Origin of the sequence: Aequorivita antarctica, from assembly GCF_007997155.1 — a bacterium.
GTDB classification, from domain to species: domain Bacteria; phylum Bacteroidota; class Bacteroidia; order Flavobacteriales; family Flavobacteriaceae; genus Aequorivita; species Aequorivita antarctica.
Genome location: NZ_VORT01000003.1, coordinates 282,761 through 304,687, shown reverse-complemented (window position 1 = coordinate 304,687; position 21,927 = coordinate 282,761). Strand labels below are relative to the sequence as shown.

The 21,927-nt window shown below is 37.5% G+C and carries 19 protein-coding genes; 8 read left to right on the top strand and 11 right to left on the bottom strand.

Going from position 1 to position 21,927, the window contains the following annotated elements; genetic code table 11:
• Positions 1–21: 21 nt before the first annotated feature.
• From ESU54_RS06010 to ESU54_RS05975, 8 genes are all read right to left on the bottom strand, one after another.
• The gene (locus ESU54_RS06010; RefSeq protein WP_111843350.1) at positions 22–885 is read right to left on the bottom strand and encodes a cupin-like domain-containing protein; all 864 of its coding nucleotides are present in this window, start codon (positions 883–885) and stop codon (positions 22–24) included.
• Between the two features lie 147 nt (positions 886–1,032).
• Complete coding sequence (locus ESU54_RS06005; protein WP_111843351.1) at positions 1,033–1,308, bottom strand: FoF1 ATP synthase subunit delta/epsilon; 276 nt, start codon at positions 1,306–1,308, stop codon at positions 1,033–1,035.
• Between the two features lie 76 nt (positions 1,309–1,384).
• Complete coding sequence (atpD, locus tag ESU54_RS06000; RefSeq protein WP_111843352.1) at positions 1,385–2,890, bottom strand: F0F1 ATP synthase subunit beta; 1,506 nt, start codon at positions 2,888–2,890, stop codon at positions 1,385–1,387.
• A 202-nt stretch (positions 2,891–3,092) separates the two neighbouring features.
• The gene (locus ESU54_RS05995) at positions 3,093–3,986 is read right to left on the bottom strand and encodes an aminotransferase class IV (protein ID WP_111843353.1); all 894 of its coding nucleotides are present in this window, start codon (positions 3,984–3,986) and stop codon (positions 3,093–3,095) included.
• Position 3,987: 1 nt separating this feature from the next.
• Entirely contained in the window at positions 3,988–4,710 is a 723-nt protein-coding gene (locus ESU54_RS05990) for a sulfotransferase-like domain-containing protein (protein WP_111843354.1), read from the bottom strand.
• A 127-nt stretch (positions 4,711–4,837) separates the two neighbouring features.
• Positions 4,838–6,685: a glutamine--fructose-6-phosphate transaminase (isomerizing) gene (gene glmS / locus ESU54_RS05985; RefSeq protein WP_111843355.1), complete on the bottom strand. Its 1,848-nt coding sequence runs from the start codon at positions 6,683–6,685 to the stop codon at positions 4,838–4,840.
• Positions 6,686–6,694: 9 nt separating this feature from the next.
• Complete coding sequence (locus ESU54_RS05980) at positions 6,695–8,242, bottom strand: DUF4270 domain-containing protein (protein WP_160113244.1); 1,548 nt, start codon at positions 8,240–8,242, stop codon at positions 6,695–6,697.
• Between the two features lie 156 nt (positions 8,243–8,398).
• Positions 8,399–9,208: a glycogen/starch synthase gene (locus ESU54_RS05975; RefSeq protein ID WP_111843357.1), complete on the bottom strand. Its 810-nt coding sequence runs from the start codon at positions 9,206–9,208 to the stop codon at positions 8,399–8,401.
• A 129-nt stretch (positions 9,209–9,337) separates the two neighbouring features.
• Here ESU54_RS05975 and panC point away from each other — a divergent pair, with 129 nt between their 5' ends.
• The 4 genes from panC to ESU54_RS05955 all read left to right on the top strand — a co-directional run bounded on the left by panC (position 9,338) and on the right by ESU54_RS05955 (position 12,746).
• On the top strand, positions 9,338–10,183 hold the full coding sequence (panC, locus tag ESU54_RS05970; protein ID WP_111843358.1) for a pantoate--beta-alanine ligase: 846 nt from the start codon (positions 9,338–9,340) through the stop codon (positions 10,181–10,183).
• Between the two features lie 12 nt (positions 10,184–10,195).
• On the top strand, positions 10,196–10,546 hold the full coding sequence (gene panD / locus ESU54_RS05965) for an aspartate 1-decarboxylase (protein ID WP_111843359.1): 351 nt from the start codon (positions 10,196–10,198) through the stop codon (positions 10,544–10,546).
• A gap of 1 nt (position 10,547) precedes the next feature.
• Positions 10,548–11,519: a lysylphosphatidylglycerol synthase transmembrane domain-containing protein gene (locus tag ESU54_RS05960; RefSeq protein WP_111843360.1), complete on the top strand. Its 972-nt coding sequence runs from the start codon at positions 10,548–10,550 to the stop codon at positions 11,517–11,519.
• A 78-nt stretch (positions 11,520–11,597) separates the two neighbouring features.
• The gene (locus ESU54_RS05955) at positions 11,598–12,746 is read left to right on the top strand and encodes an alpha/beta hydrolase (RefSeq protein WP_111843361.1); all 1,149 of its coding nucleotides are present in this window, start codon (positions 11,598–11,600) and stop codon (positions 12,744–12,746) included.
• Positions 12,747–12,748: 2 nt separating this feature from the next.
• On the opposite strand, the gene ESU54_RS05950 is transcribed toward ESU54_RS05955, so the two are convergent.
• Positions 12,749–13,402, bottom strand: a complete 654-nt coding sequence (locus tag ESU54_RS05950) for a response regulator (RefSeq protein ID WP_111843362.1) — start codon at positions 13,400–13,402, stop codon at positions 12,749–12,751.
• Complete coding sequence (locus ESU54_RS05945; RefSeq protein WP_111843363.1) at positions 13,403–16,264, bottom strand: sensor histidine kinase; 2,862 nt, start codon at positions 16,262–16,264, stop codon at positions 13,403–13,405.
• A 47-nt stretch (positions 16,265–16,311) separates the two neighbouring features.
• Here ESU54_RS05945 and radA point away from each other — a divergent pair, with 47 nt between their 5' ends.
• The 4 genes from radA (at position 16,312) to ESU54_RS05925 (ending at position 20,884) form a co-directional block, all read left to right on the top strand.
• Positions 16,312–17,673 (top strand): DNA repair protein RadA, encoded by a 1,362-nt coding sequence (gene radA, locus ESU54_RS05940; protein ID WP_111843364.1) that lies wholly within the window; start codon positions 16,312–16,314, stop codon positions 17,671–17,673.
• A 33-nt stretch (positions 17,674–17,706) separates the two neighbouring features.
• Positions 17,707–18,843 carry a M23 family metallopeptidase gene (locus ESU54_RS05935; protein ID WP_111843365.1) on the top strand — a complete coding sequence of 379 codons (1,137 nt, stop codon included), beginning with the start codon at positions 17,707–17,709 and terminating at the stop codon, positions 18,841–18,843.
• Between the two features lie 67 nt (positions 18,844–18,910).
• The gene (locus ESU54_RS05930; RefSeq protein WP_111843366.1) at positions 18,911–20,275 is read left to right on the top strand and encodes an acyl-CoA dehydrogenase family protein; all 1,365 of its coding nucleotides are present in this window, start codon (positions 18,911–18,913) and stop codon (positions 20,273–20,275) included.
• A gap of 18 nt (positions 20,276–20,293) precedes the next feature.
• Positions 20,294–20,884, top strand: coding sequence for a hypothetical protein (locus ESU54_RS05925; RefSeq protein ID WP_146848086.1), 591 nt, complete (start codon positions 20,294–20,296; stop codon positions 20,882–20,884).
• 2 nt (positions 20,885–20,886) lie between these two features.
• Here the strand turns inward: ESU54_RS05925 and ESU54_RS05920 are convergent, their stop codons facing one another.
• Complete coding sequence (locus ESU54_RS05920) at positions 20,887–21,924, bottom strand: aldo/keto reductase (protein WP_111843368.1); 1,038 nt, start codon at positions 21,922–21,924, stop codon at positions 20,887–20,889.
• Between the last annotated feature and the right edge of the window lie 3 nt (positions 21,925–21,927).

The window sequence follows — 21,927 nt, the reverse complement described above, 5'->3', positions numbered from 1 at the left end:
AATGTTTATAATGGGATTTAGTCAATAATTCCTGATTTTATAATTTGTGCGAACAATAGCTTGTTCATTTTTCCAATCAATCCATTTTTGGCCTTTCAGTTTTCGCATTAATTGATCGAAATAGCGCATAAATGCAATATTGTAAACAGCTTTTACCAAGTTTTTTGGGTTTCTGGGCATAGCGCGAAGACTCATGGAAAAACCAGGGGTAATATAGCGCATATAATGCCAATAGCCTTCGGGCATATAAAGTATGTTGCCATGTTCCAAATTGGCTTTATAGCCTTTAGCTTCTTTTAGCGCAGGCCATTTTTCATAGTCTGGAGTTGCAAAGTCAATATCTTCTCTAGTTATTAAGGAATGGGGTATTTTGTATAGGTGGTTGTTTTGTGTTTGATCAAAAAGTATCACTTCCTTTTTTCCTTGGAAGTGAAAATGGAAGATGTTTGCCAAATCGATATCGTAGTGCATAAAGGTGTAGGAATCTTTTCCGCCGAAGAAAAGCATCGGTAGGCCTTTCATCAGTTTTAATCCAAAATCTGGATAGTCAAAATCGTTTTGAAGTTGCGGTACTTCCTTTAGAATATTCCAAAGAAAGATGCGGTATTTGGTAGGTTCGGTTTTTAGAAGCTCAACATATTCGCGCATTTTCATCTTGGCGTGCGGTTGGTTAAAACCGTCTTTATGGCTCACAGGGCGATTGTCATAGAGTGGAACCATTATATCTCCCGCAATATCGGCCATATACTCAAGGTCCCATTTTTTAAAAGCAGGCCACTCCTCTGTAAACCTTTCAATAACGACGGGTTTTTGGGGCTTGAAATAATTCTTTAGAAAATCTTCTTTGGTAATGGTTTTTACCCTGTCTATTTCCTTTAACTGCATAGCGTTTTCATTCGGAACAAATTTACAAATCTCTTTGCATTGTTGATAGGGGTGTTTATATAACTTTAAATATTATTTATGAAAACAAAAATCCCAAACTCCATCATTTTGGAATTTGGGATTTAATATTTTGATGTTTTATATGGTTTAATCTGCCAAAACTATCACGCGGTTGTTGTTACATTCAATAGTTCCGCCAGAAATTTCAAGAACCCATTTCCCGTCTTCTTGAGAAAATTTTTTCTCAAAACCTTCCGCAATCGTAGGATTTCCTTTAAACTTCACTTTGCCTTTTTGCAAAACGGAAACAATAGGAGCGTGGTTGTTTAACATTTGGAATTCACCATCCACGCCAGGAACGGTTATGCTTTCAACTTCTCCAGCAACTAAGGATGCTTCGGGGGTTACTATTTCTAAGTACATATTTTTAGTATTGAGTATTGAGAAATTAGTATTGAGTAAAAGTCTAAATACTCAATACTAACTTCTAATTACTATTTTAAACTTCAGCAAGCATTTTCTCGCCAGCGGCAATTGCTTCCTCGATTGTTCCTTTAAGGTTGAAAGCTGCTTCTGGAAGTTTATCCAATTCACCATCCATAATCATGTTGAAACCTTTGATTGTTTCTTTAATATCAACCAAAACTCCAGGAATACCTGTAAACTGCTCTGCTACGTGGAATGGCTGAGAAAGGAAACGCTGTACACGACGTGCGCGCCCTACCGCCAATTTATCTTCTTCGGAAAGTTCTTCCATCCCAAGAATTGCGATAATATCTTGTAATTCTTTATAACGCTGCAAAAGTTCTTTTACTCTTTGTGCGCAATCGTAATGCTCTTTTCCAAGAATTGCTTCGGTAAGAATTCGAGAAGTAGAATCCAATGGATCTACCGCTGGATAAATACCTAGCTCAGCAATTTTACGTGAAAGTACGGTTGTAGCATCCAAGTGGGCAAACGTTGTTGCCGGTGCTGGATCCGTTAAATCATCCGCAGGTACGTAAACCGCTTGTACAGAAGTAATAGAACCTCTTTTAGTTGAAGTAATACGCTCTTGCATCGCACCCATCTCTGTTGCCAAAGTTGGTTGGTAACCCACAGCTGAAGGCATACGCCCAAGAAGTGCAGAAACCTCAGAACCCGCTTGCGTAAAACGGAAAATGTTATCTACGAAGAAAAGTACATCTTTCCCTTGACCCTCGCCAGCTCCATCACGGAAATATTCAGCAATGGTCAAACCTGATAGTGCAACACGTGCACGTGCTCCAGGTGGTTCGTTCATCTGTCCGAACACAAAAGTAGCTTTAGATTCTTTCATCACTTTTTTGTCAACCTTTGAAAGATCCCATCCGCCATTTTCCATAGAGTGCATAAAGTCATCACCGTATTTAATAATACCAGACTCAAGCATTTCGCGAAGCAAGTCATTACCCTCACGAGTACGTTCACCTACACCAGCGAATACTGAAAGACCACCGTGGCCTTTCGCAATATTGTTAATCAACTCCTGAATAAGTACTGTTTTACCAACACCAGCACCACCGAATAGACCAATTTTACCACCTTTTGCATAAGGCTCAATAAGGTCAATTACTTTAATACCTGTGAAAAGAACTTCGGTAGAAGTTGAAAGATCTTCAAATTTTGGAGCATCGCGGTGGATTGGAAGACCGTTAGCGCCAGCTTTTGGCAAGTTTCCAATACCGTCAATAGCATCACCAATTACGTTGAAAAGTCGGCCGTAAATATCATCACCGATTGGCATTTGAATTGGTGCTCCGGTTGCAACTGCATCTACACCGCGGCTAAGACCGTCAGTAGAATCCATTGATATGGTACGAACCATGCTTTCACCAATGTGAGATTGAACTTCAAGAACCAAAAGGTTTCCGTTGTTGTTTACCTCCAAAGAGTCGTATATTTTTGGAAGTTCCGATCCGCTATCAAACGCAACGTCAACTACCGGGCCAATAATCTGTGCAACTTTTCCTATGCTTTGTGACATGAGTAACTGTTTATTTTATAGTTATCTAAGGGTGAAAAAACCACCCCTGTTTTGAACGGTGCAAAGATAGTTTTTTCTGAATTAAAATTGCAACGCCAAGTTTAAAAAATTTACAGTTTTTTGCTAAGAGACCTTATAGTTTTTCTTCCTCTGCGGAAAAAAGCTTCGGAAGTCAATTAAAACCTTGTTAGGTCTAATAAAATCAAAGCTTTTCACACAACCCGCGAACTTCTTTCGCAAAAATTGTAATTATTCTTTTCTGAAGTGGATCGTCTTTTGAAATATTTCGACCGTCAATTTCAACAATCGGAGTAAGCTCTCCCATAGTGCCTGTTGCTATAACGCCATCGGCATTGTAGAATTGGGAAAGTGTAATATCTGCTTCGGCGATTTCGATATTGTTTTTTTTGCACATTTCAATTACTGAATTTCGCGTTATACCAGGTAAACAAGCGTGTGCGAAAGGTGTAAGAACCTTTCCGTTTTTCACCATAAAAACGTTACTGCCGTTCAGTTCAGCTATAAAACCGCGATCGTCCAGCATTAATCCGGCGTCTTTTCCAGCAACGTTAGCCTGGATTTTTGCGATTATATTATTGAGCAAATTGTTGTGGTGTATTTTACTGTCCAAAAATTGTGGTGAGTTGCGACGTTGACTGGTACTTATTACTTTTATTCCGTGGCTATTGTCGTAAACCAAAGGTTTCCATTCTGCCAAAACAATTAAACAAGAACCGCTTTGATTCAATCTTGGATCCATACCGCTGGTTATTTTTTCACCTCTAGTTAACGTCAGACGAATATGGGTATCGTCCGTCATTCCATTGGCATCAAGGGTTTGTTTTATAGCTTTTTTTATGAATTCTTTGGAAGGAATATCAGCAAATAGCAATGTTTTCGCAGATTCGTGTAGTCTGGTTAAATGTTTGTCTAAACAAACAACGCCTTCGGGATAAACACGCAATCCTTCCCAAACCGCATCACCGCCTTGTACGGAACTGTCAAAAACCGAAACTTTTGCTTCACTTCGCGGATAGAGTTTGTCTTTTATAAATACTTGGATATTGTCGTTTTTGGGGTTGGATTTTTGAAGCATATTAATTGTTGATTAAAATATTATTTTTTAATGTTTCATAGTAAGGCAAGGCTTTTTCGAGCAAAGGTTCCAAATGTTTAGGGAAGGGCTGCGCGCTACTTTTTTGAATTGCAAATCCTTCAGAATTGTGCACATTGCTGTACCAATGTTTTGCCCAAATACCATCTTCCAGAATACCGCCTTTTTTCCACCGAAGCATTGTTGAAGAAAAAGGAATGTTTAGCAGATGGCAAAGTTTTTTGAGATAAGTTTCAGGATCTTTTAAAAGTTCATCGCTGTCAATTACGATTGGTGTTTTTCCATTTTTCTTTAGAAATAAAAATAATTCCGAAGCTTTTTTGATGCCAATATCATTCAGAGTGGGCGTGTGGATTACTTTTGAAAAGGAAGCTATCAATTTTTTGGGGTGCCGAATGAGAATTACATTTCCCCAGTTCAAGATAAAAGAAGGGTTTTCTGATAAATAATGGTGCGCCATTCCTTTTACAAAGACGATTTTTTTTTCTGAAAGTAAATTTATTTCTTCAACAACTTTTTCTTCTTTCAGTTCCATCGTTTGAAGGATTTCCTTTTGCGAAGGATGCCCGTTTTCCAAAAAAGCATTTTTAAGGTAATAGCCGTAAAAAGGTTCGTCTAAAACTGTAATGTCTTCGCGCTGTGCATAGGAATACATTAATGCCGTTGAAAGATTTCGGGGCCCGGAAATTAGATTGATAACTTTCATTATCTAAAAGTATCAATTTATTTGGAAATATGATGTGAGGGAATCAGGAAACAGAACTTTTTGAGCCAAGATGATGGTCTTGATCCACTATTTTTGAAACATGGAACTTAAAGCATGAAACCTTGAATTACTCTACGGTAACAGATTTCGCTAAGTTACGTGGCTGATCAACGTTTCTGCCAAGCATTACGGCAATATGGTAAGAGAGCAATTGCAACGGAATGGTGGTCACCAAAGGCGATAAAGCCTCTGGAGTATGTGGTACTTCCATTACGTAATCTGCCAGCTCCCTAACTGCGGTATCTCCTTTTGAAACTACTGCTATAATTTTCCCTTTTCTAGCCTTTATTTCTTGAATGTTGCTCACGACTTTATCGTAATGGTCGCTTTTTATCGCAACAACCACTACAGGCATATGTTCGTCAATCAAAGCGATTGGGCCGTGTTTCATTTCGGCGGCGGGATAGCCTTCAGCGTGTATGTATGAAATTTCTTTTAGTTTCAAGGCGCCTTCCAAAGCTACTGGGAAGTTATATCCTCTTCCTAAATAAAGGAAATTGCGAACGTCCTTAAAAACGGCAGCTATTTCTTTTATTTTGTCTTCTGTTTTTAAAGCTTCCTCTACATGCTTTGGAATTAGCTCCAACTCGTGTAGATAAAGCATAAAATCACGATGGCTGATGGTGCCTTTCGCCTTTGCCAAACGCAGGGCTATCATTGCCAAAACGGTGATTTGTGTGGTAAAAGCCTTAGTGGAAGCAACACCAATTTCAGGTCCAGCGTGCGTATAAGTTCCACTATGGGTTTCTCTTGAAATGGTGGAGCCTACAACGTTGCAAACACCATAAACGAAAGCACCTTTTGATTTTGCAAGTTTTATTGCAGCAAGTGTATCTGCGGTTTCACCACTTTGTGAAATGGCAATGACAACATCTTTTTCTGAAATAACTGGATTTCTGTAACGGAATTCAGAAGCGTATTCCACTTCAACGGGTATGCGTACTAAATCCTCAAAAATATATTCGGCCACCAGACCCGCATGCCACGAAGTTCCGCAGGCTACAATAATAATGCGGTCTGCGTTGATGAATTTTTCAATATAATCTTCAAGTCCGCCCAACTTTACAATGCCTTGTTCAGCAAGTAATCGTCCACGATAGGTATCTTTTATTACAGCAGGCTGCTCGTGGATTTCCTTCAACATAAAATGGTCATAACCACCTTTTTCAATTTGTTCAAGATTCAGTTGGAGTTCATGAATGTATGGCGCAACTAATTTGTCGTCCTTGATTTTTCGAATTTTTACATCGCGTCCAAGGCGGATGATGGCCATTTCCTCATCTTCCAAATAGATGGCGCTGTTGGTGAATTCAATAAAGGGTGAAGCATCGCTTGCAACAAAAAATTCATCCTCGCCAACGCCGATTGCTAAAGGGCTACCAAGTTTGGCTACCACTATTTCATCGGGTTTTTTTCTATCGAAAAGGGCAATGGCGTAAGCGCCAACAACTTGGTTTAAAGCAATTTGAACCGCCTTGCCGAGTTTTACTTTTTCATTTATTTGAATATCTTCAATAAGGTTTACCAATACTTCTGTATCAGTATCAGATTTAAAGGTGTATCCTCTTTTTATCAATTCTTTTTTAAGGGAATCGTAGTTCTCAATAATACCGTTGTGGATGATTACCAAATCGCCACTGTTTGAGAAGTGTGGGTGGCTGTTCACGTCGTTAGGAACTCCGTGGGTTGCCCAACGGGTGTGCCCAATACCAAGGTTTCCTTTGAGTGAAATTTCTTTTTCAGCTTTTTCCTCAAGATTTGCAACCTTGCCTTTTGTTTTGCAAAGTTGGATATCTGTTCCGTCAAAAAGTGCAATTCCTGCACTGTCATAACCTCTATATTCTAAACGTTTCAAACCATTCAGAATGATCGGGTATGCTTCTCTTTTGCCAATATAGCCTACAATTCCACACATAAGCGGGGTTTATTTTGGTTCAGTATAATAAATTTGGAGCTTTAATCTTTTTTCTTGGTTTTGGGCTGCGTTTCCGTAAAGAATAGTTCCTTCAGGCGAAACAACGGTACTGGATGGAATCTGTTCAATTTGAGGTTCCATTGGATTTTGAAGTTTTTGGGTGGTACGGATTGCAACATTTTGTGAAACCACGATTCCCAAAGGCACATTAGTACTGTCTTTATTTATAAGGTTGCTGATATGACTGGTAATTTTCAATTTATAATATTTGCCATTGCCGTCACTCCCTCTCTCCAATTTTCCAAAGTGATTGGTAAATGCATTAACAGGATCCGAACCATTTGTTGGGTCAAGTAGATAATCTACCAAAACGTTACTGTTTTTAAGGTCGTAGATCATAATTCTCTCTGGCTCCGTGGCGCCGCCAACCATTAAATCTTGGTTTACATAAAAGAAAAGATTGGCTTCATTGATGATCCATTTTTTATCGCGAAGTACTTGAAGTTCATCGGCCACGCCGTTGTTGTCATTATCTTTTCCGAAGAGTTCTACTACCGAAATGATACCGTCGCCGCCTCGCAAGTATAGGTTTTCCTCCCCAGTTTCTATATTGGGATTTTCCAAGGCAGTTTGTATTTCTGGTGAAAGCTCGTTTTGGAAGGTATTTACATTAATACCGCCAAAATTCAATTTAAAGACTTTACTTTTTCTTTCACCTGGGTTGTCTTCATCATCGACGGTGTAAAATATTGAAACATGCGCTTTGGTGTTATCAAAAATGAACAGGCTTCCATTGTCGGTAGAGGAATTTACTTCAAAATAAAGCCCTCTTAAATAATTTTTGAAGTTATTGTTATTACGCAATTCTTCAGTTCCCTGCATCTTGATAATATTCTTCTTAAAAAAAGCGGTGTCCAGCCTAACTCGCAATCCAGGACCTAGTTTTTCTTCATCATCTTCGCCTTTTCTTAAAATGAAGCCTCTATTGCTTGGGATGAAATTTTCAACAGCGCCCAATTGTATGTCTAAATTTTGTTCAAAAGTTGAACCCTGATCAGTGTAATAATTTTGAAGTTCTTGAAAACCACTATTTGGGTCATACTCTCTTAAAAAATAATTAGACTTAATTATGTTAACGTTTATAGGGGAACTACCATAGATTGAATCAAGTTCATATGTGGTTATACTATCCACGGTAGTTGCGGTACTAAAAAAAGGCAAGTAAACAAAAACACTGTCTACTTTTGCAGTTGCAGTGTCGCCAAAGGTTGGATTACTTTGCTCTAAAGTAAGTTGCGAAAGTAAATTTATGGTAGATTTTCCATAAACAGGATCGTTGTAAACACCAAGTTGGTATCCAGGCAATCTGTTGCTCTGCACGGGGCCAAGCTTTCTGCTGTATGAAACGATTGTTTGTGAATCGTCTAAAATTCCGTTTGGAGTTTCATCACCCAAAATTTCGGAACCAATGGTGCTAATGTCTTCTTGACAAGAGGACAGTGCAATAATCAGGAATAGAATAGTGCCTGCTATTGGCAACAAATTTTTAATTTTCATCTGCATGTAATATTTGATATATAAGTATAAGAAGAGGAAACGCCCGAATTATTTATTTCCGTTATTTCGCAATTTGTTACGAGGCATTTCATCCGTTTTTAATTGTCTTTTTTGATGAAACGTTACTAACAAATTTCATCATTAATGTTGAAGAATTTATTTTAAAACCTTACCGCTGTAAAAATCTAAATATGCCTGCGAAAAATTTTCCATATTGTGATATTTTAACACTGGTTTGTCCAAAGTGTTAAGATATTCTTCAAGCTCTTTTGGTATTTCTTCAGACCCAACGATAATAGCATCAGAATTTTTGATGGCAATTTTCATTAAGTTGACATAATTTGGTTCTTCAAGTTCTGCAATGGCTTCGTCATCAATAGCATCAAACCGAATTTTATCAATTGTATTTTTAGCTAACGTTCCATCGAAGCCTTGATTGTATACAGAAGTAACTATTTTACTGTTTTCAAAAAGAGGTTCGTTACCGTAATAATTCCGAAGATATAAAGGTAAAAAAGAAGCCAACCATCCGTGAACGTGAATAATATCTGGCGCCCAGTTCAATTTTTTTACGGTTTCAATGACTCCTTTGGCGAAGAAAATGGCGCGCTCGTCATTGTCTTTATAAAAATTGCCATCTTCATCTGCGTAGGTCGCTTTTCTTTTAAAGTAGTCTTCATTGTCAATAAAATAAACCTGGATGCGCTCTTTTGGAATGGAGGCAACCTTGATTATTAAAGGCATATCTAAATCGTTGATCACCAAGTTCATTCCGGAGAGGCGAATCACTTCGTGCAATTGATGCCTTCTTTCGTTAATGTTGCCATAGCGGGGCATAAATATTCTTATTTGGCCGCCATTGTTGTTGATCATACGGGGAGCTTCAAACGACATTGAAGAAATCTCGGTCTCAGGAAGATAGGGTATTACTTCGGATGACACATACAAGACTCTTTTATCTTTCATCTATAGGGTTTTAGGTATTAATTCTGATATCGCCCCAAAGTATCGAGGCAATTAAAAACACGCAAAATTACGAAAATTTATGTAGATTGTCTTTAATATATTAATTTTGCCCGCTCTTAACCCGAATTTATGGTAATATACACCCAGAAAGAAACAATGGTGCAGGCCTTGTCTTCCGTGGCGAAAAATGACAAAATAGGTTTTGTGCCAACAATGGGTGCATTACATAAGGGGCACATCTCTTTGGTTGTTAATGCTTTAAATGAAAATCATTTAGTGGTGGTTAGCATTTTTGTGAACCCTACCCAATTCAACAACAATACTGATCTTGCAAAATACCCCCGCACTCCTGAAGATGATATTTCACTATTAAAAAATCTAAAAGGAGAACTGATTGTGTATTTACCAGAGGTTTCAGACTTGTATGACGATTCGGTTTCTGCAAAAAAATACAATTTCGGAGGTCTCGAAAATGAAATGGAGGGAAAACACCGAAAGGGACATTTTGACGGAGTGGGTACAATTGTAAGCAAGCTATTAAGAATTGTAAAGCCAAACATTGCCTATTTTGGCGAGAAGGATTTTCAACAATTGCAAATCGTGAAGAAATTAGTAGCCATCGAAAAACTACCCGTAAAAATAATGGGATGCCCTATTTTAAGGGAGAAAAACGGACTTGCAATGAGTTCGCGAAACAAACGACTAAGTGCAAAACAATTTGAAGAAGCCACGATTATTTACAAAACATTAAATGAAGTTCGCGAAAAATTCAGTTCTAAATCCATTAAAGAATTGAATGCTTTGGTTGCGGAACGATTTTTGCAAAACCCCAATTTGAAATTGGAATATTTTGAAATAGCCAACGAAGAAACACTCAAAACTGCAAAGCAAAAAAACAAAAGTTCAAAATACAGAGCTTTTATTGCAGCATTTGCTGGCGAAGTTCGGTTAATAGATAATATGCCTTTAAATTAATATCTTTGCACGATGCAAATACACGTAGTAAAATCTAAAATCCATAGAGTAAAAGTTACCGGCGCCGATCTAAATTACATTGGCAGCATTACTATTGACGAAGATTTAATGGACGCTGCCAACATTATTCAAGGCGAAAAAGTCCAAATAGTAAATAACAACAACGGCGAACGTCTTGAAACGTACGCTATTCCAGGCCCGCGAAACAGTGGCGAAATCACATTAAATGGTGCCGCAGCAAGACGCGTAGCCCCAGGTGATGTGCTGATACTCATCACTTATGCGCTGATGGAATTGGAAGAAGCCAAAACTTTCAAGCCCGCAATGGTTTTCCCAGACGAGGAAACAAACCTACTCCGATAAATTGAGCCGATCGCTTTCAAAATTTTTACAGATCTTGATTCCGCTTGGGTTAGGAGTTTTCTTGATTTGGTATATCTACCAATCGTTCACACCGCAACAACTTGAAGAAACCAAAAAATATTTTGCAGATGCAAACTATGGTTTTGTTCTGCTTTCGGTTGCATTTAGTGTTTTGAGCCATCTTTCTCGCTCCTATCGTTGGAGTTTTATGTTAGAACCATTGGGTTATAAAACCAAATTGGTCAATAATTTTATGGCAGTTTCCGTAGCCTATTTAATGAATGTTTTTATTCCGAAAAGCGGCGAGGTTTCTCGGGGTATCATTTTAGACAAATATGAGGGTGTGCCTTTTCAAAAAGGATTCGGCACCATTATTTCTGAAAGAGTTGTGGATCTTATTTTTCTGCTCTTTTTCACAGCTCTTGCATTATTAATCAAGTTTGATGTGCTATATGATTACGTTCTAGAAAGCATACCGCCATCTATATTATATGTTCTCATTTTTGGAATTGTTTTGATGGCCATAAGCATTCCGTTGTATATTAAATTTTCAAAATCGAATATCAATAAAAAACTAAAAAGCTTTATAATTGGTCTGAAAGAAGGTGTTTTCAGTATTTTGAAAATGCAAAAAAAAGGCGCTTTTCTATTTCACACTTTTATTATTTGGGGGCTTTATCTGCTTTCTTTTTATACCGCAATGCACGCTTTACCGGAAACTTCAAACATTTCTTTCGGCACGATTATAATCACTTTTGTGGTAGGCAGTTTCACTTTTGCCTTTACCAATAGTGGTTTCGGTACCTATCCTGCAGCAGTAGCTGGAATTTTAACAGTTTTCGGCATCGCAAAAACCGTTGGCGTGGCTTTTGGATGGATTGTTTGGATTTCAAATATCTCTTCCATTGTTTTCTTTGGGGTGCTATCTCTAGTGCTTCTTCCTCTTTATAACCGCAAACGACTTAGACTGTAGTTTTAAAAATAATTTTCTTCCGAAAAATGCCGCAAATTCAAAATTTGTTATCTTTCCGCAGCCTAAAACTTCTAACCAATGAAAAAAATCCTACTATTCGCAGTTTGCGTTTTACTTAATTACGCCTCCTTTTCCCAAATAATTTACGAGGAATTCAATTCTACCAAACTCGGTGAAACTCGAAGACTGAAAATTCAGCTTCCAAGAAATTACGAAACCAATGTAGAAAAAAAATATCCTATTGTATTGGTGCTTGATGCTGATTATCTTTTTGAGCCAGTGGCTGGAAATGTTGATTATTTCAGCTATTGGGAGGATATGCCAGAATCTATAGTCATTGGAATTATGCAGGGTGATTCCCGTTATGACGATTGTTCTTATAATGACGAAACCTTTATGCCAGGTGAAAAGGGCGCCCAATTTTTTGAATTTATTGGGTTAGAATTGATACCTTATGTTGACAAAAAATACCGCACAGCAAAATTCATCATTGGCGTTGGGCACGATTTTACGGCAAACTTTCTCAACTATTATCTTTTCAAAGATCCACCATTGCTGAATGGATACATAAACTTGAGTCCAGATATGGCACCCATGATGGAAGAACGGCTTGTGGCGCGGATTCCACAAATACCTGAAAAAATATTCTATTACTTGGCTACCGGAACTGACGATATTAAAGGGTTGATGGAATCTACTCAGGATTTAAACAGTCAATTAAGTGGTTTAAAAAGTAAATCTTTCAATTATTATTATGACAATTTTGATGGGGCTACCCATTATTCCCTTGGCGGACGTGGTATTCCGAATGCTTTGGAAAAAATATTTTCAGTTTATAGACCCATTAGTAAAAAGGAGTTTTCTGAAGTTTTGCTGAAAATGGACACGCCAATCAGTCAATATTTACTAGATAAATATAAAGTGATTGAGGATCTTTTCGGTATAACAAACAACATTCGCGTAAACGATTTTATAGCCACTGCAACTGCTGCAGAAAAGAAAAATCAATGGGAATCTTTACGTGAGATTGCAACACTTGCAAAAAGACAATATCCAGACACCGTGCTCGGCGATTATTATTTAGGCCGCTATTACGAAGAAACCGGTGAGCCAAAAAAAGCAATGAAAACCTTCCAAGGAGCCTATAACAAAAAAGAAGTGGATTTTATAACCATTGATAAATTGCTGGATAGGGCAGACAAGATTAAAGATGACTTCGGTTATTAACCCTAAAGTTCTTTAATTGCATTTTTATGAAGGTAGACCCAGTTGGTCAGGGTATTGGCGGTGTTATTTTCTATTTCAAGTTTTGTAATTATATTGCTTCTATGTTTTTCTACGGTGCGTATTGAAATAAAGAGTGTTTCTGCAATTTCGCTGCTGCTCATTTGCTGAGCTACCAATTTCAAAATGGTTTTTTCGGAGGAAGTCAAGTGCTTTATTTTTTTTAAATCCTCCGAAACACTTACAAGTGAAGCTGGAACAAAGGAACGACTAAAATATACTTCATTTTTCAATACACATTCAATACATTCCTCAATTTCGGAAAAAGAGTCTTCTTTTAAAAGATAACCATTGATTTGTAGTGCCTTGGCTTGAGATATATATTCATTTTCCTTATGATAAGATAAAATGATAAACTTGGTGTCCACTTCTTTTTGTTTGGCCATTTTTATTACTTCAAAGCCTGTTAAAAGTGGCATATCGATATCTAAAAGCGCAATGATGGGGTTATGGGTTAAAATAAGTTCCAGAGCTTGCATTCCGTTTGCAGCTTGCCCAACAATATTATAATTATTTGCTGTGAGTTCATCATTTAGCCCTTTGAGGATCATCGGGTGGTCATCGGCTATAACGGTGGAAATATTTTTTTTATCAACCATTTAAATTGGAATAGTAAGGGTTACTGTTGTTCCTTTATTAATTTGACTTTTAAAATCAATTTTTGAATGTAAAATTTTTGCTCGCTCCAATAAGGTTTTCATGCCCAAGCTTTCACTGATTTTAACCTTTTCAGAAAATTCAAAGCCTTTTCCATTGTCTGTAATAATTGCTTCAATGGTATTTTTCTTTTTCTCAATAGTCACAGAAGCGGCTTTGGCTTCGGCGTGTTTTACAATATTGTTCAAAACTTCTTGTATGATTCTATACAAATGTAAGGATGCTTCTTTGCTTAACAAAGTATCAATATCTTCAATTTCGTGGGTAAAAAAAATATTTGTATTTGCATCTACCTCATCAACCATATTTCTAATTGCAGCTGCGGGGCCCAATCGTTCTAATGTTGCCGGATGTAATCCTCTAGAGATAGCCCGTAATTCTTGCAGCGTATTGGTTGCTAAAGTTTCCATTTCTTGGTTTCCAGTACTTTTGGTTTTTTTGGTAAGGAGCATCAATTTTTGCCCCACGCTGTCGTGAAGTTCACGTGCCACTCGCGTGCGTTCCTCCTCTTGGGCTTTAATAAGGTTGTGTGTGTAGGCTTCGTTTCTTCTTTGTTCAGCCTTGTTTTTTAAATAATAAAAAAGGAAAACACTAATCGAAGTAATCGATAAAAGAGAAACCCAAAAGAACCAAGTCTTCCAAAATGGGACTGTTATCACAAATGAATATTGATAGGGCTGGGTCTGCCATACACCATCACCATTGTCTGCAATAAATTCAAAAACATATTCACCTGGTGGAAGGTAGGAAAACACTACGTTTGGTTCTTTTGTGGGTTGTGACCATTCGTTTCCGTCCCGAAGTCCTTTCATGCGGTATTGATAATGAACGTCCTCGGGATTTGTATATGTTATGGCTTCCATTGAAAAACTTAAATAGTTTTTTTGAAAGGGGAGAACGATACCTTTTTTTGTTCTAAAAAGGCTATCTTCCAAAGGCTCAGAAAACAAAAGAATTTGCGAAATATCCAATTTTGGAGGTTGTGTGTTTGGAAGAAAGGCTTTCTCGTTAAAGGCAAGCATTCCACTCAGAGAAGCGGCTAAAATAGTTTTGTCATCAGTAATCAAAAGTGAATTGAAATCGATGTCGTTTTCCAAAAAATGAGACATAGTATTATATTTCTTTGCTATAACTGTATCTTTTTTTAATAAAAGTTCAAGATCCACTTTCAGTAACTTATCTCTACCGGCCAACCATAAATCATTGCCATCAACCTTCAATGCCCGAAAATGTTTTAGAGAGGGAAAGCGACTCATATTAAACGTCTGAATTTTAAAACTGTCATTGTGGATTGTTATGTGGTATAACTTCTTCTCGCTTCCGGCAAGTACTTCGTTTGCATTAATGATGTCCATACTTCGAAAGTCATTATGCAGTTTTGGATTAAGCCCAGGAATGGTATCTATTTTTTTATCGTTCATTTGAAGCAAGCCACTTATTTTGCAGACTAAATAACGGTCTCCAATGGGTTTAATGGTTATTGCTCTTTTAGATTTTATAAAATATGTTGAATCTTCTGCCAGAACCTTAATATTATCAGTTCCAAAAAGAAATGTTTTATCTCGTTCCTTGAACAACAAATTGTAATCTCCTTCATCAATAAGTTTGAGTTTTGTACTATTATTGGAATGTTCAAAAACTGCTTTGCCGGTATTATAAAGAAGGTTGTCTTCAGGTGTAACAAAAAGATTTTTTATCGGGCTACCTTTAGTAATTTGGTAGATGTTTTTGTTTTCATCTAAAACAACTACTCCATCATTTGTGGCTATAATCAATTCTTCGTTCCATTCCACAATATCATTCACCGATGACAAACCCTGTGTGTCATCATAAATTTTGAAAGCAGTATCTCTAAAACGGATAATTCCTTCCCCATAAGAGGTCATCCAGTGGTTACCTTCTGTGTCTTTGATCATCTGGTAAATGTATTTAGTAGGTAGGCCTTGTGCTTCATTAATAATCTTTAGATCACCGGTTTGTTTGTTGAAAATCCCAAAGCCATTGCCTTCAAAACTCAAAAACAGCTCGTTTTCATTTTCTTCAAGAATTCCATAGACCCGGTTTTTGTCAAAATCTTCAGGTTTAAATCTATATATGGTAAGTTTTCCGTTTGATATTTTATATAATTCGCCATAAGCCCCCACCCAAATATCTTTTTTAGCATCTACAAATACCGAATAGCAAATATTGTTTATACCGTCTTTTTCATTAAAAATATTTTCGATTTTTAACGGATTAAGTGTCATTTTATAAATGCCTTTATTCGATGAGGCTATATAGAGGTTATTGTCGTCATACCAATCGGCACTTTGCATTCCCGAAATCTGATTGTCTTCAGTTCCTTTTATCAAGTACTCAAGTTTACCTTTTTTATATATTACGATTCCTTTTACGAAAATTATATAAATAGTGCCATCGGCACCTTCCAAAATATAGGTGGCACTTCCCAGATAATCAAAATCAACACCCTTTGGGTTGGTGATTTTACCGTTTTCAATAATGCTTATGCCATTGTCCAGTGTGCCAACCCACATTCGTCCTTTAGAATCCTCGAAAATGCTGAAGACAATGTTGGAAACTAGTCCATCTTCCGTGGTGTAGTTTTTGAAGGTTTTACCGTTAAAGCAACTTATTCCTCCCGTGGTGCTTACCCAAATTCTGTTTTTGCTATCTTGCATGATAGCATAGGTTTCGTTGTTAACCAAACCTTCTTCGGTTTTATATTTTTTAAATTGGTATCGCTGGGCGGTTACAGATAAAGAGCAAATAGACAATAAAAAAAATATAAGAAATAAGCGTTTCATTTAGCGAAGGTTTGTAGCGTAAATATATTTATTTTAGCGGAACTATTATGGCCAAAACAAAATCAACCTTTTTCTGCCAGAACTGTGGCGCCCAATATGCCAAATGGCAAGGGCAGTGTAATTCCTGTAAAGAATGGAATACTATTGCCGAAGAAGTAATCCAAAAAGCCGAAAAAGTTAGTTGGAAATCTTCTGAAAACACTTCCAAAAGAGTAGCGAAACCACAACGTATTTCCGAAATTTCAACACAAGCCGAAGCTCGCTTAAATACCAAAAACAACGAATTAAATCGTGTGCTAGGTGGCGGATTGGTTCCTGGTTCGTTGACGCTTTTAGGCGGGGAGCCCGGAATTGGTAAAAGTACGTTGATGCTTCAGATTGCATTGCAACTTCCCTATAAAACACTTTATGTTTCAGGTGAAGAAAGTGCGCAACAAATAAAAATGCGGGCAGAACGTATTCAACCTATTTCTGAAAACTGTTTCATTTTAACTGAAACAAAAACCCAAAATATTTTCAGAAATATAGCCGAAATTGAGCCTGATATTGTGGTAATTGATTCCATTCAAACTTTGCACACAGATGCTATTGAAAGCACTGCTGGAAGTATTTCTCAAATTCGTGAAACTGCTGCGGAGCTTATAAAATATGCAAAGGAAACCGCAACCCCGGTTATCTTAATAGGTCATATTACGAAAGATGGAAATATCGCCGGCCCGAAAATTTTGGAACATATGGTAGATACGGTTCTGCAGTTTGAAGGCGATCGAAACCATATATACAGAATTCTACGCGCTAACAAAAACCGTTTCGGAAGTACAAATGAGATCGGTATATACGAAATGCAGGGTAGTGGCCTTCGCGAGGTTTCAAACCCTTCGGAAATTTTGATTTCCAAAAACGAAGAAGACTTAAGCGGCACAGCGATTTCTGCTACTTTGGAAGGTATGCGTCCGTTGATGATAGAAATTCAGGCTTTGGTAAGCAGCGCGGTTTACGGAACGCCACAACGAAGCGCAACAGGTTATAATGCTAAACGCCTAAATATGATTCTCGCTGTTTTGGAAAAACGCGCAGGCTTCAAACTCGGAACAAAAGATGTTTTTTTAAACGTAACCGGCGGAATCACTGTAGATGACCCTGCGATTGATTTGGCCGTAGTCGCCGCAGTACTTTCTTCAAATATTGACATTGCTATAGACAAGGGACTCTGTTTTGCTGCGGAGGTAGGTCTGGCAGGAGAGGTACGTCCTGTAACCCGTGTGGAGCAGCGAATTTTGGAAGCCGAAAAACTGGGGTTTACCTCTATCGTTATTTCGAAATACTGCAAAATTCCCAAGAACAACTTTCACATAAACATTATTAAAGTGGCAAAAGTACACGATGTGGTGCATCATCTTTTTGGTTGATTGTGGTACAATTTCTGTTACTTTAGCAACGCTATGAATCAGAGATTTTTTTTTACATTAATTCTTTTGGGAATAATTATTTCAGGCTGCAAAGAAGAAATTCAAAAAGCAGCAGATGTAATTGTTCAGCCTACCGCGAGAGAGGTTTACGAACGTAACTTTTCAAAAAACGATTCGCTATTGATTCGTTGGAAAAATGCATTTGAAAGCGCTAAAAAAGACAGTCTTCAAATCACGCTTCCATATTCTGAAAGCGGCGTTTTTTCTAAAGAAAATCTCAATGTTTACAGCTACAATATTCAGTTGAAAGAAGGAGAACGGATTGTGGTTGAGGTTGAAAAACATCCTGATTCTGCATCAGTTTTTGTAGATCTTTTTCAGGCTAAGAGCGATTCGCTCAAAAATTTTAAACATTTGAAGAGTTCCGAAGACAAAAAATCGATCATTTCACAAGAAATTGAAACTTCCGGGTTTTATAAAGTTATCGTCCAGCCACAAATGAAACTGCAGATTTCTTTTGTGCTGAAAATTTATACCGAACCGCTTTACGCTTTTCCCGTGAGTGGCGCCGACAATAAAAGCATCCAAAGTTTTTGGGCAGATCCGCGCGATACCGGAAGCCGCTCCCACGAAGGGATAGATATTTTTGCAGAACGTGGAACGCCCGTTGTTGCGATCACTGACGGTATAATTGATTCCGCGGGTGAACGCGGTTTGGGCGGAAAACAGGTTTGGCTTCGTGATAATCTATTAGGGAAAAGAATCTATTATGCGCATTTAGACAAAATTGCTGTTTCCGAAGGTGAAAAAGTAAAAATTGGTGATACGATTGGTTTTGTTGGTAACACCGGTAATGCCAAAGACCTTCCGCCGCATCTTCATTTCGGGATTTATAAAGCAAAAGGTGCTGTAAATCCACTTTCGTTTATCAAAAAAACGGAAATCCAGCCCAGTGAAAAACTTTCGGCAGTAGTAAAAGCTGTTACTTTAAAAAATCGGACTGATGTTCGGAAAGGCCCTGCTTCGGTTTACAAAGAATTTGGAAGTTTGAAAAAGAACGACACAATTATCGTTTTGGGGAAAAACCAAAAATGGTTTCACGTACAAACTCCGGACAGTTTAAAAGGTTACGTAAACGAAACCGAATTAAAACCGCTTCCCCCGAATTAACTTTTTTTTAGCCATTGGAAAAATTGCTTAATAGTATCTTTAGAATTCAATTCTGAAAAAACTTACTATGTCCATTTTTTCCAAAATAAAACAGACCCTTCATTTAATGAAAGAGATTGATCTTGATGCGCTAGGGAAACTTTCGCAAAAAGTAGATCTTTCTGAAATCATGAAAACCGTTGGTGAGCTCGATGATCGTCAATTAAAAGGTTTAATGAAGATGTTGAAACACAAAGGCGGAAAAAAAGGACAACACAAACTACCGCCCATTGATGGCGATTTTTATGATTTGGCTTTAAAACTCAGTCCCGAGCAACGCGAACTACAAATGAAAGTCCGCAATTTTATGGAAGACGAAATAAAGCCAATTGCCAATGAATACTGGAACAAAGCTGAATTTCCATTTCAAATTATTTCAAAAATGGCAGAATTAAATATCTGTGGACTCACTTATAAAGGTTACGGAACGCCCGATGAAACATTTATAATGGAAGGTATAATAGCAATGGAACTAGCCCGAGTAGATGTTTCAATTTCTACATTTTTTGGGGTACATAGTGGATTGGCGATGGGCTCCATTTATGTTTGCGGAAGCGAGGAACAAAAACAGGAATGGCTTCCCAGAATGGCAAAAATGGAACTTATTGGCGCTTTTGGTCTTACGGAACCCGAAGTAGGATCGGCTGTTGCGGGAGGTTTGGGAACCACCTGTAGGCAAGAAGGCGATGAATGGGTTTTAAACGGGCAGAAAAAATGGATTGGAAACGCCACATTTGCAGATGTAATAATTATTTGGGCCCGCGATGAAGCTTCTGATCAAGTTAAAGGTTTTTTGGTTCGAAAGGGAAATCCAGGTTTTGAAGCAGAAAAAATTGAAAACAAAATGGCGTTGCGTACGGTGCAAAATGCGTTGATAACAATGACGGATTGCCGCATTCCGGAAAGTGATAGACTTCAAAAATGTGATTCTTTTAAAGATACGGCAAAGGTCTTGCGAATGACACGTGCGGGAGTAGCTTGGCAAGCGGTAGGTTGCGCAAGGGGTGCTTATGAAGCAGCTTTAAAATACACTAAAAAACGCGAACAGTTTGGCAAACCGATTGCTTCATTTCAATTGGTCCAAAATCATTTAGTAGAAATGGTTGCGAACTTAACAGCGATGCAAACCATGTGTTTCCGACTTTCGGAATTACAGGACGAAGGGTTATTGACCGACGAACACGCTTCACTTGCAAAAGTTTTCTGCAGTATGCGAACTCGCGATGTAGTTAGTCAGGCCCGTGAAGTTATGGGCGGAAACGGAATTTTGCTCGAATATGACGTTGCCCGTTTTGTAGCCGATGCTGAGGCTATTTATAGTTATGAAGGCACTAAAGAAATCAACACTTTAATTGTGGGTCGTGCGATTACGGGATATAGTGCGTTTGTTTAAAATTAAATATTCTTTTCAATGGAAAATACAACTATTATAATCCAACTTATATTATCATTTGTACTTGTTGTTTCAACGGTTATCTATGTTAGATACACTATTAAATTAGTAAAAGAAACGCAAATTTCTCGAGAAATTAATTTAAAACCCTATATGATTTTATATTTTGAGTCATCTGAAACAGATCCAAAAAGTCAATACTTACAAATAAAAAATATAGGTAAGGGACCTGCATTAAACGTCAAATTTGAAATTTTAGAAGATTTTAAAATTTACAGTAAATACGATAGAACTTTAGAAAGCGAAAAGTATTTAACCCGAACCTATTCATACTTTCCTTCTGATTATAATTTTTCGATGTGGGCTTTCAGTTTTGATGAAAATTATCTGGAAAAAATGAATTCACAAATTGGGATTAAATGTAATTATGAAGATATTTTTAAAGAAAAATATTCAGAAACTTTTTTTCTAAAATTAGGTGAAGGTTTCGACTATACTGTAACCACTCCTCCTAATAATTATGTGGGTTTAATTTCATACGAAATAAAAAATCTTAGGAATGATATTCAGCAATTAAATTCCACAATTAAAAAGACACAAATCAAATAATTTTAAGGCGCTGGATTTGGAATTTGATTGTGAATTAAATTAATCTCCTTCAAAATTTCTTTGGAAAGGGTAATGTTGATACTTTCAATGTTTTCCGAAAGTTGCGCAATTGAGGTTGCGCCAATAATTGGAGCGGTCACAAATTTCTTCTGAAGAATAAAAGCCAAAGACATTTGCGAAAAATTCAGGTTGTGCTTTTTAGCGATTTCATAGTATTTCTGTGTCGCTTCCAAAGCGGGTTTGCTGCTGTAACGGCTGTATTGCTTAAACTGATTGATACGTGAATTTGCATCAGCCTTTCCATTCAAATATTTCCCAGTGAGCGTGCCAAAACCTAAAGGCGAATAAGGTAAATAGCCAATATTTTCACGTTGAAGAATTTCCGAAAGACCAATTTCATCTTTTCGATTCACCAAATTATATGGATTTTGAACCGAAACGATTTTTAACTTTCCTTTTCGCGATTCTTCCATACAGCGCATCACACCATAAGGGGTTTCGTTCGAAAGTCCGACGTGGCGAATTTTCCCTTCCTTTACGAAGCCTTCTAAATGGCTTAAAACTTCTGCAAAATTATCTTTCCAGGCTTCGTCCTCTTTGTGTGTGTAATCAAGTTGCCCAAAATAGTTAGTGTTTCGCTCTGGCCAATGAAGTTGGAACAAATCGATATAATCAGTTTGCAGTCGGTTTAAGCTTTTATGAATCGCGTCTTCCAAAGATTTCTTACTAAAATCTAAAGGCTGCCTAATATGGTCCATCGAACGGCTGGGCCCTGCAATTTTAGTGGTCAAAACCAAATTCTCCCTGTTTTTATTTTTTGCCAACCAATTGCCAATAAAGCTTTCAGTTTTTCCCTGTGTTTTTGGATTCGCGGGAACGGGATACATTTCGGCGCAATCAATAAAATTGATTCCTTTTTCAATAGCAAAATCGAGCTGTTCGTGGGCTTCGGATTCAGTATTTTGCTGGCCCCAAGTCATGGTGCCAAGACAGAGCTTACTTATTTTTAATTCTGTATTTGGAAGAATTGTATATTTCATTTA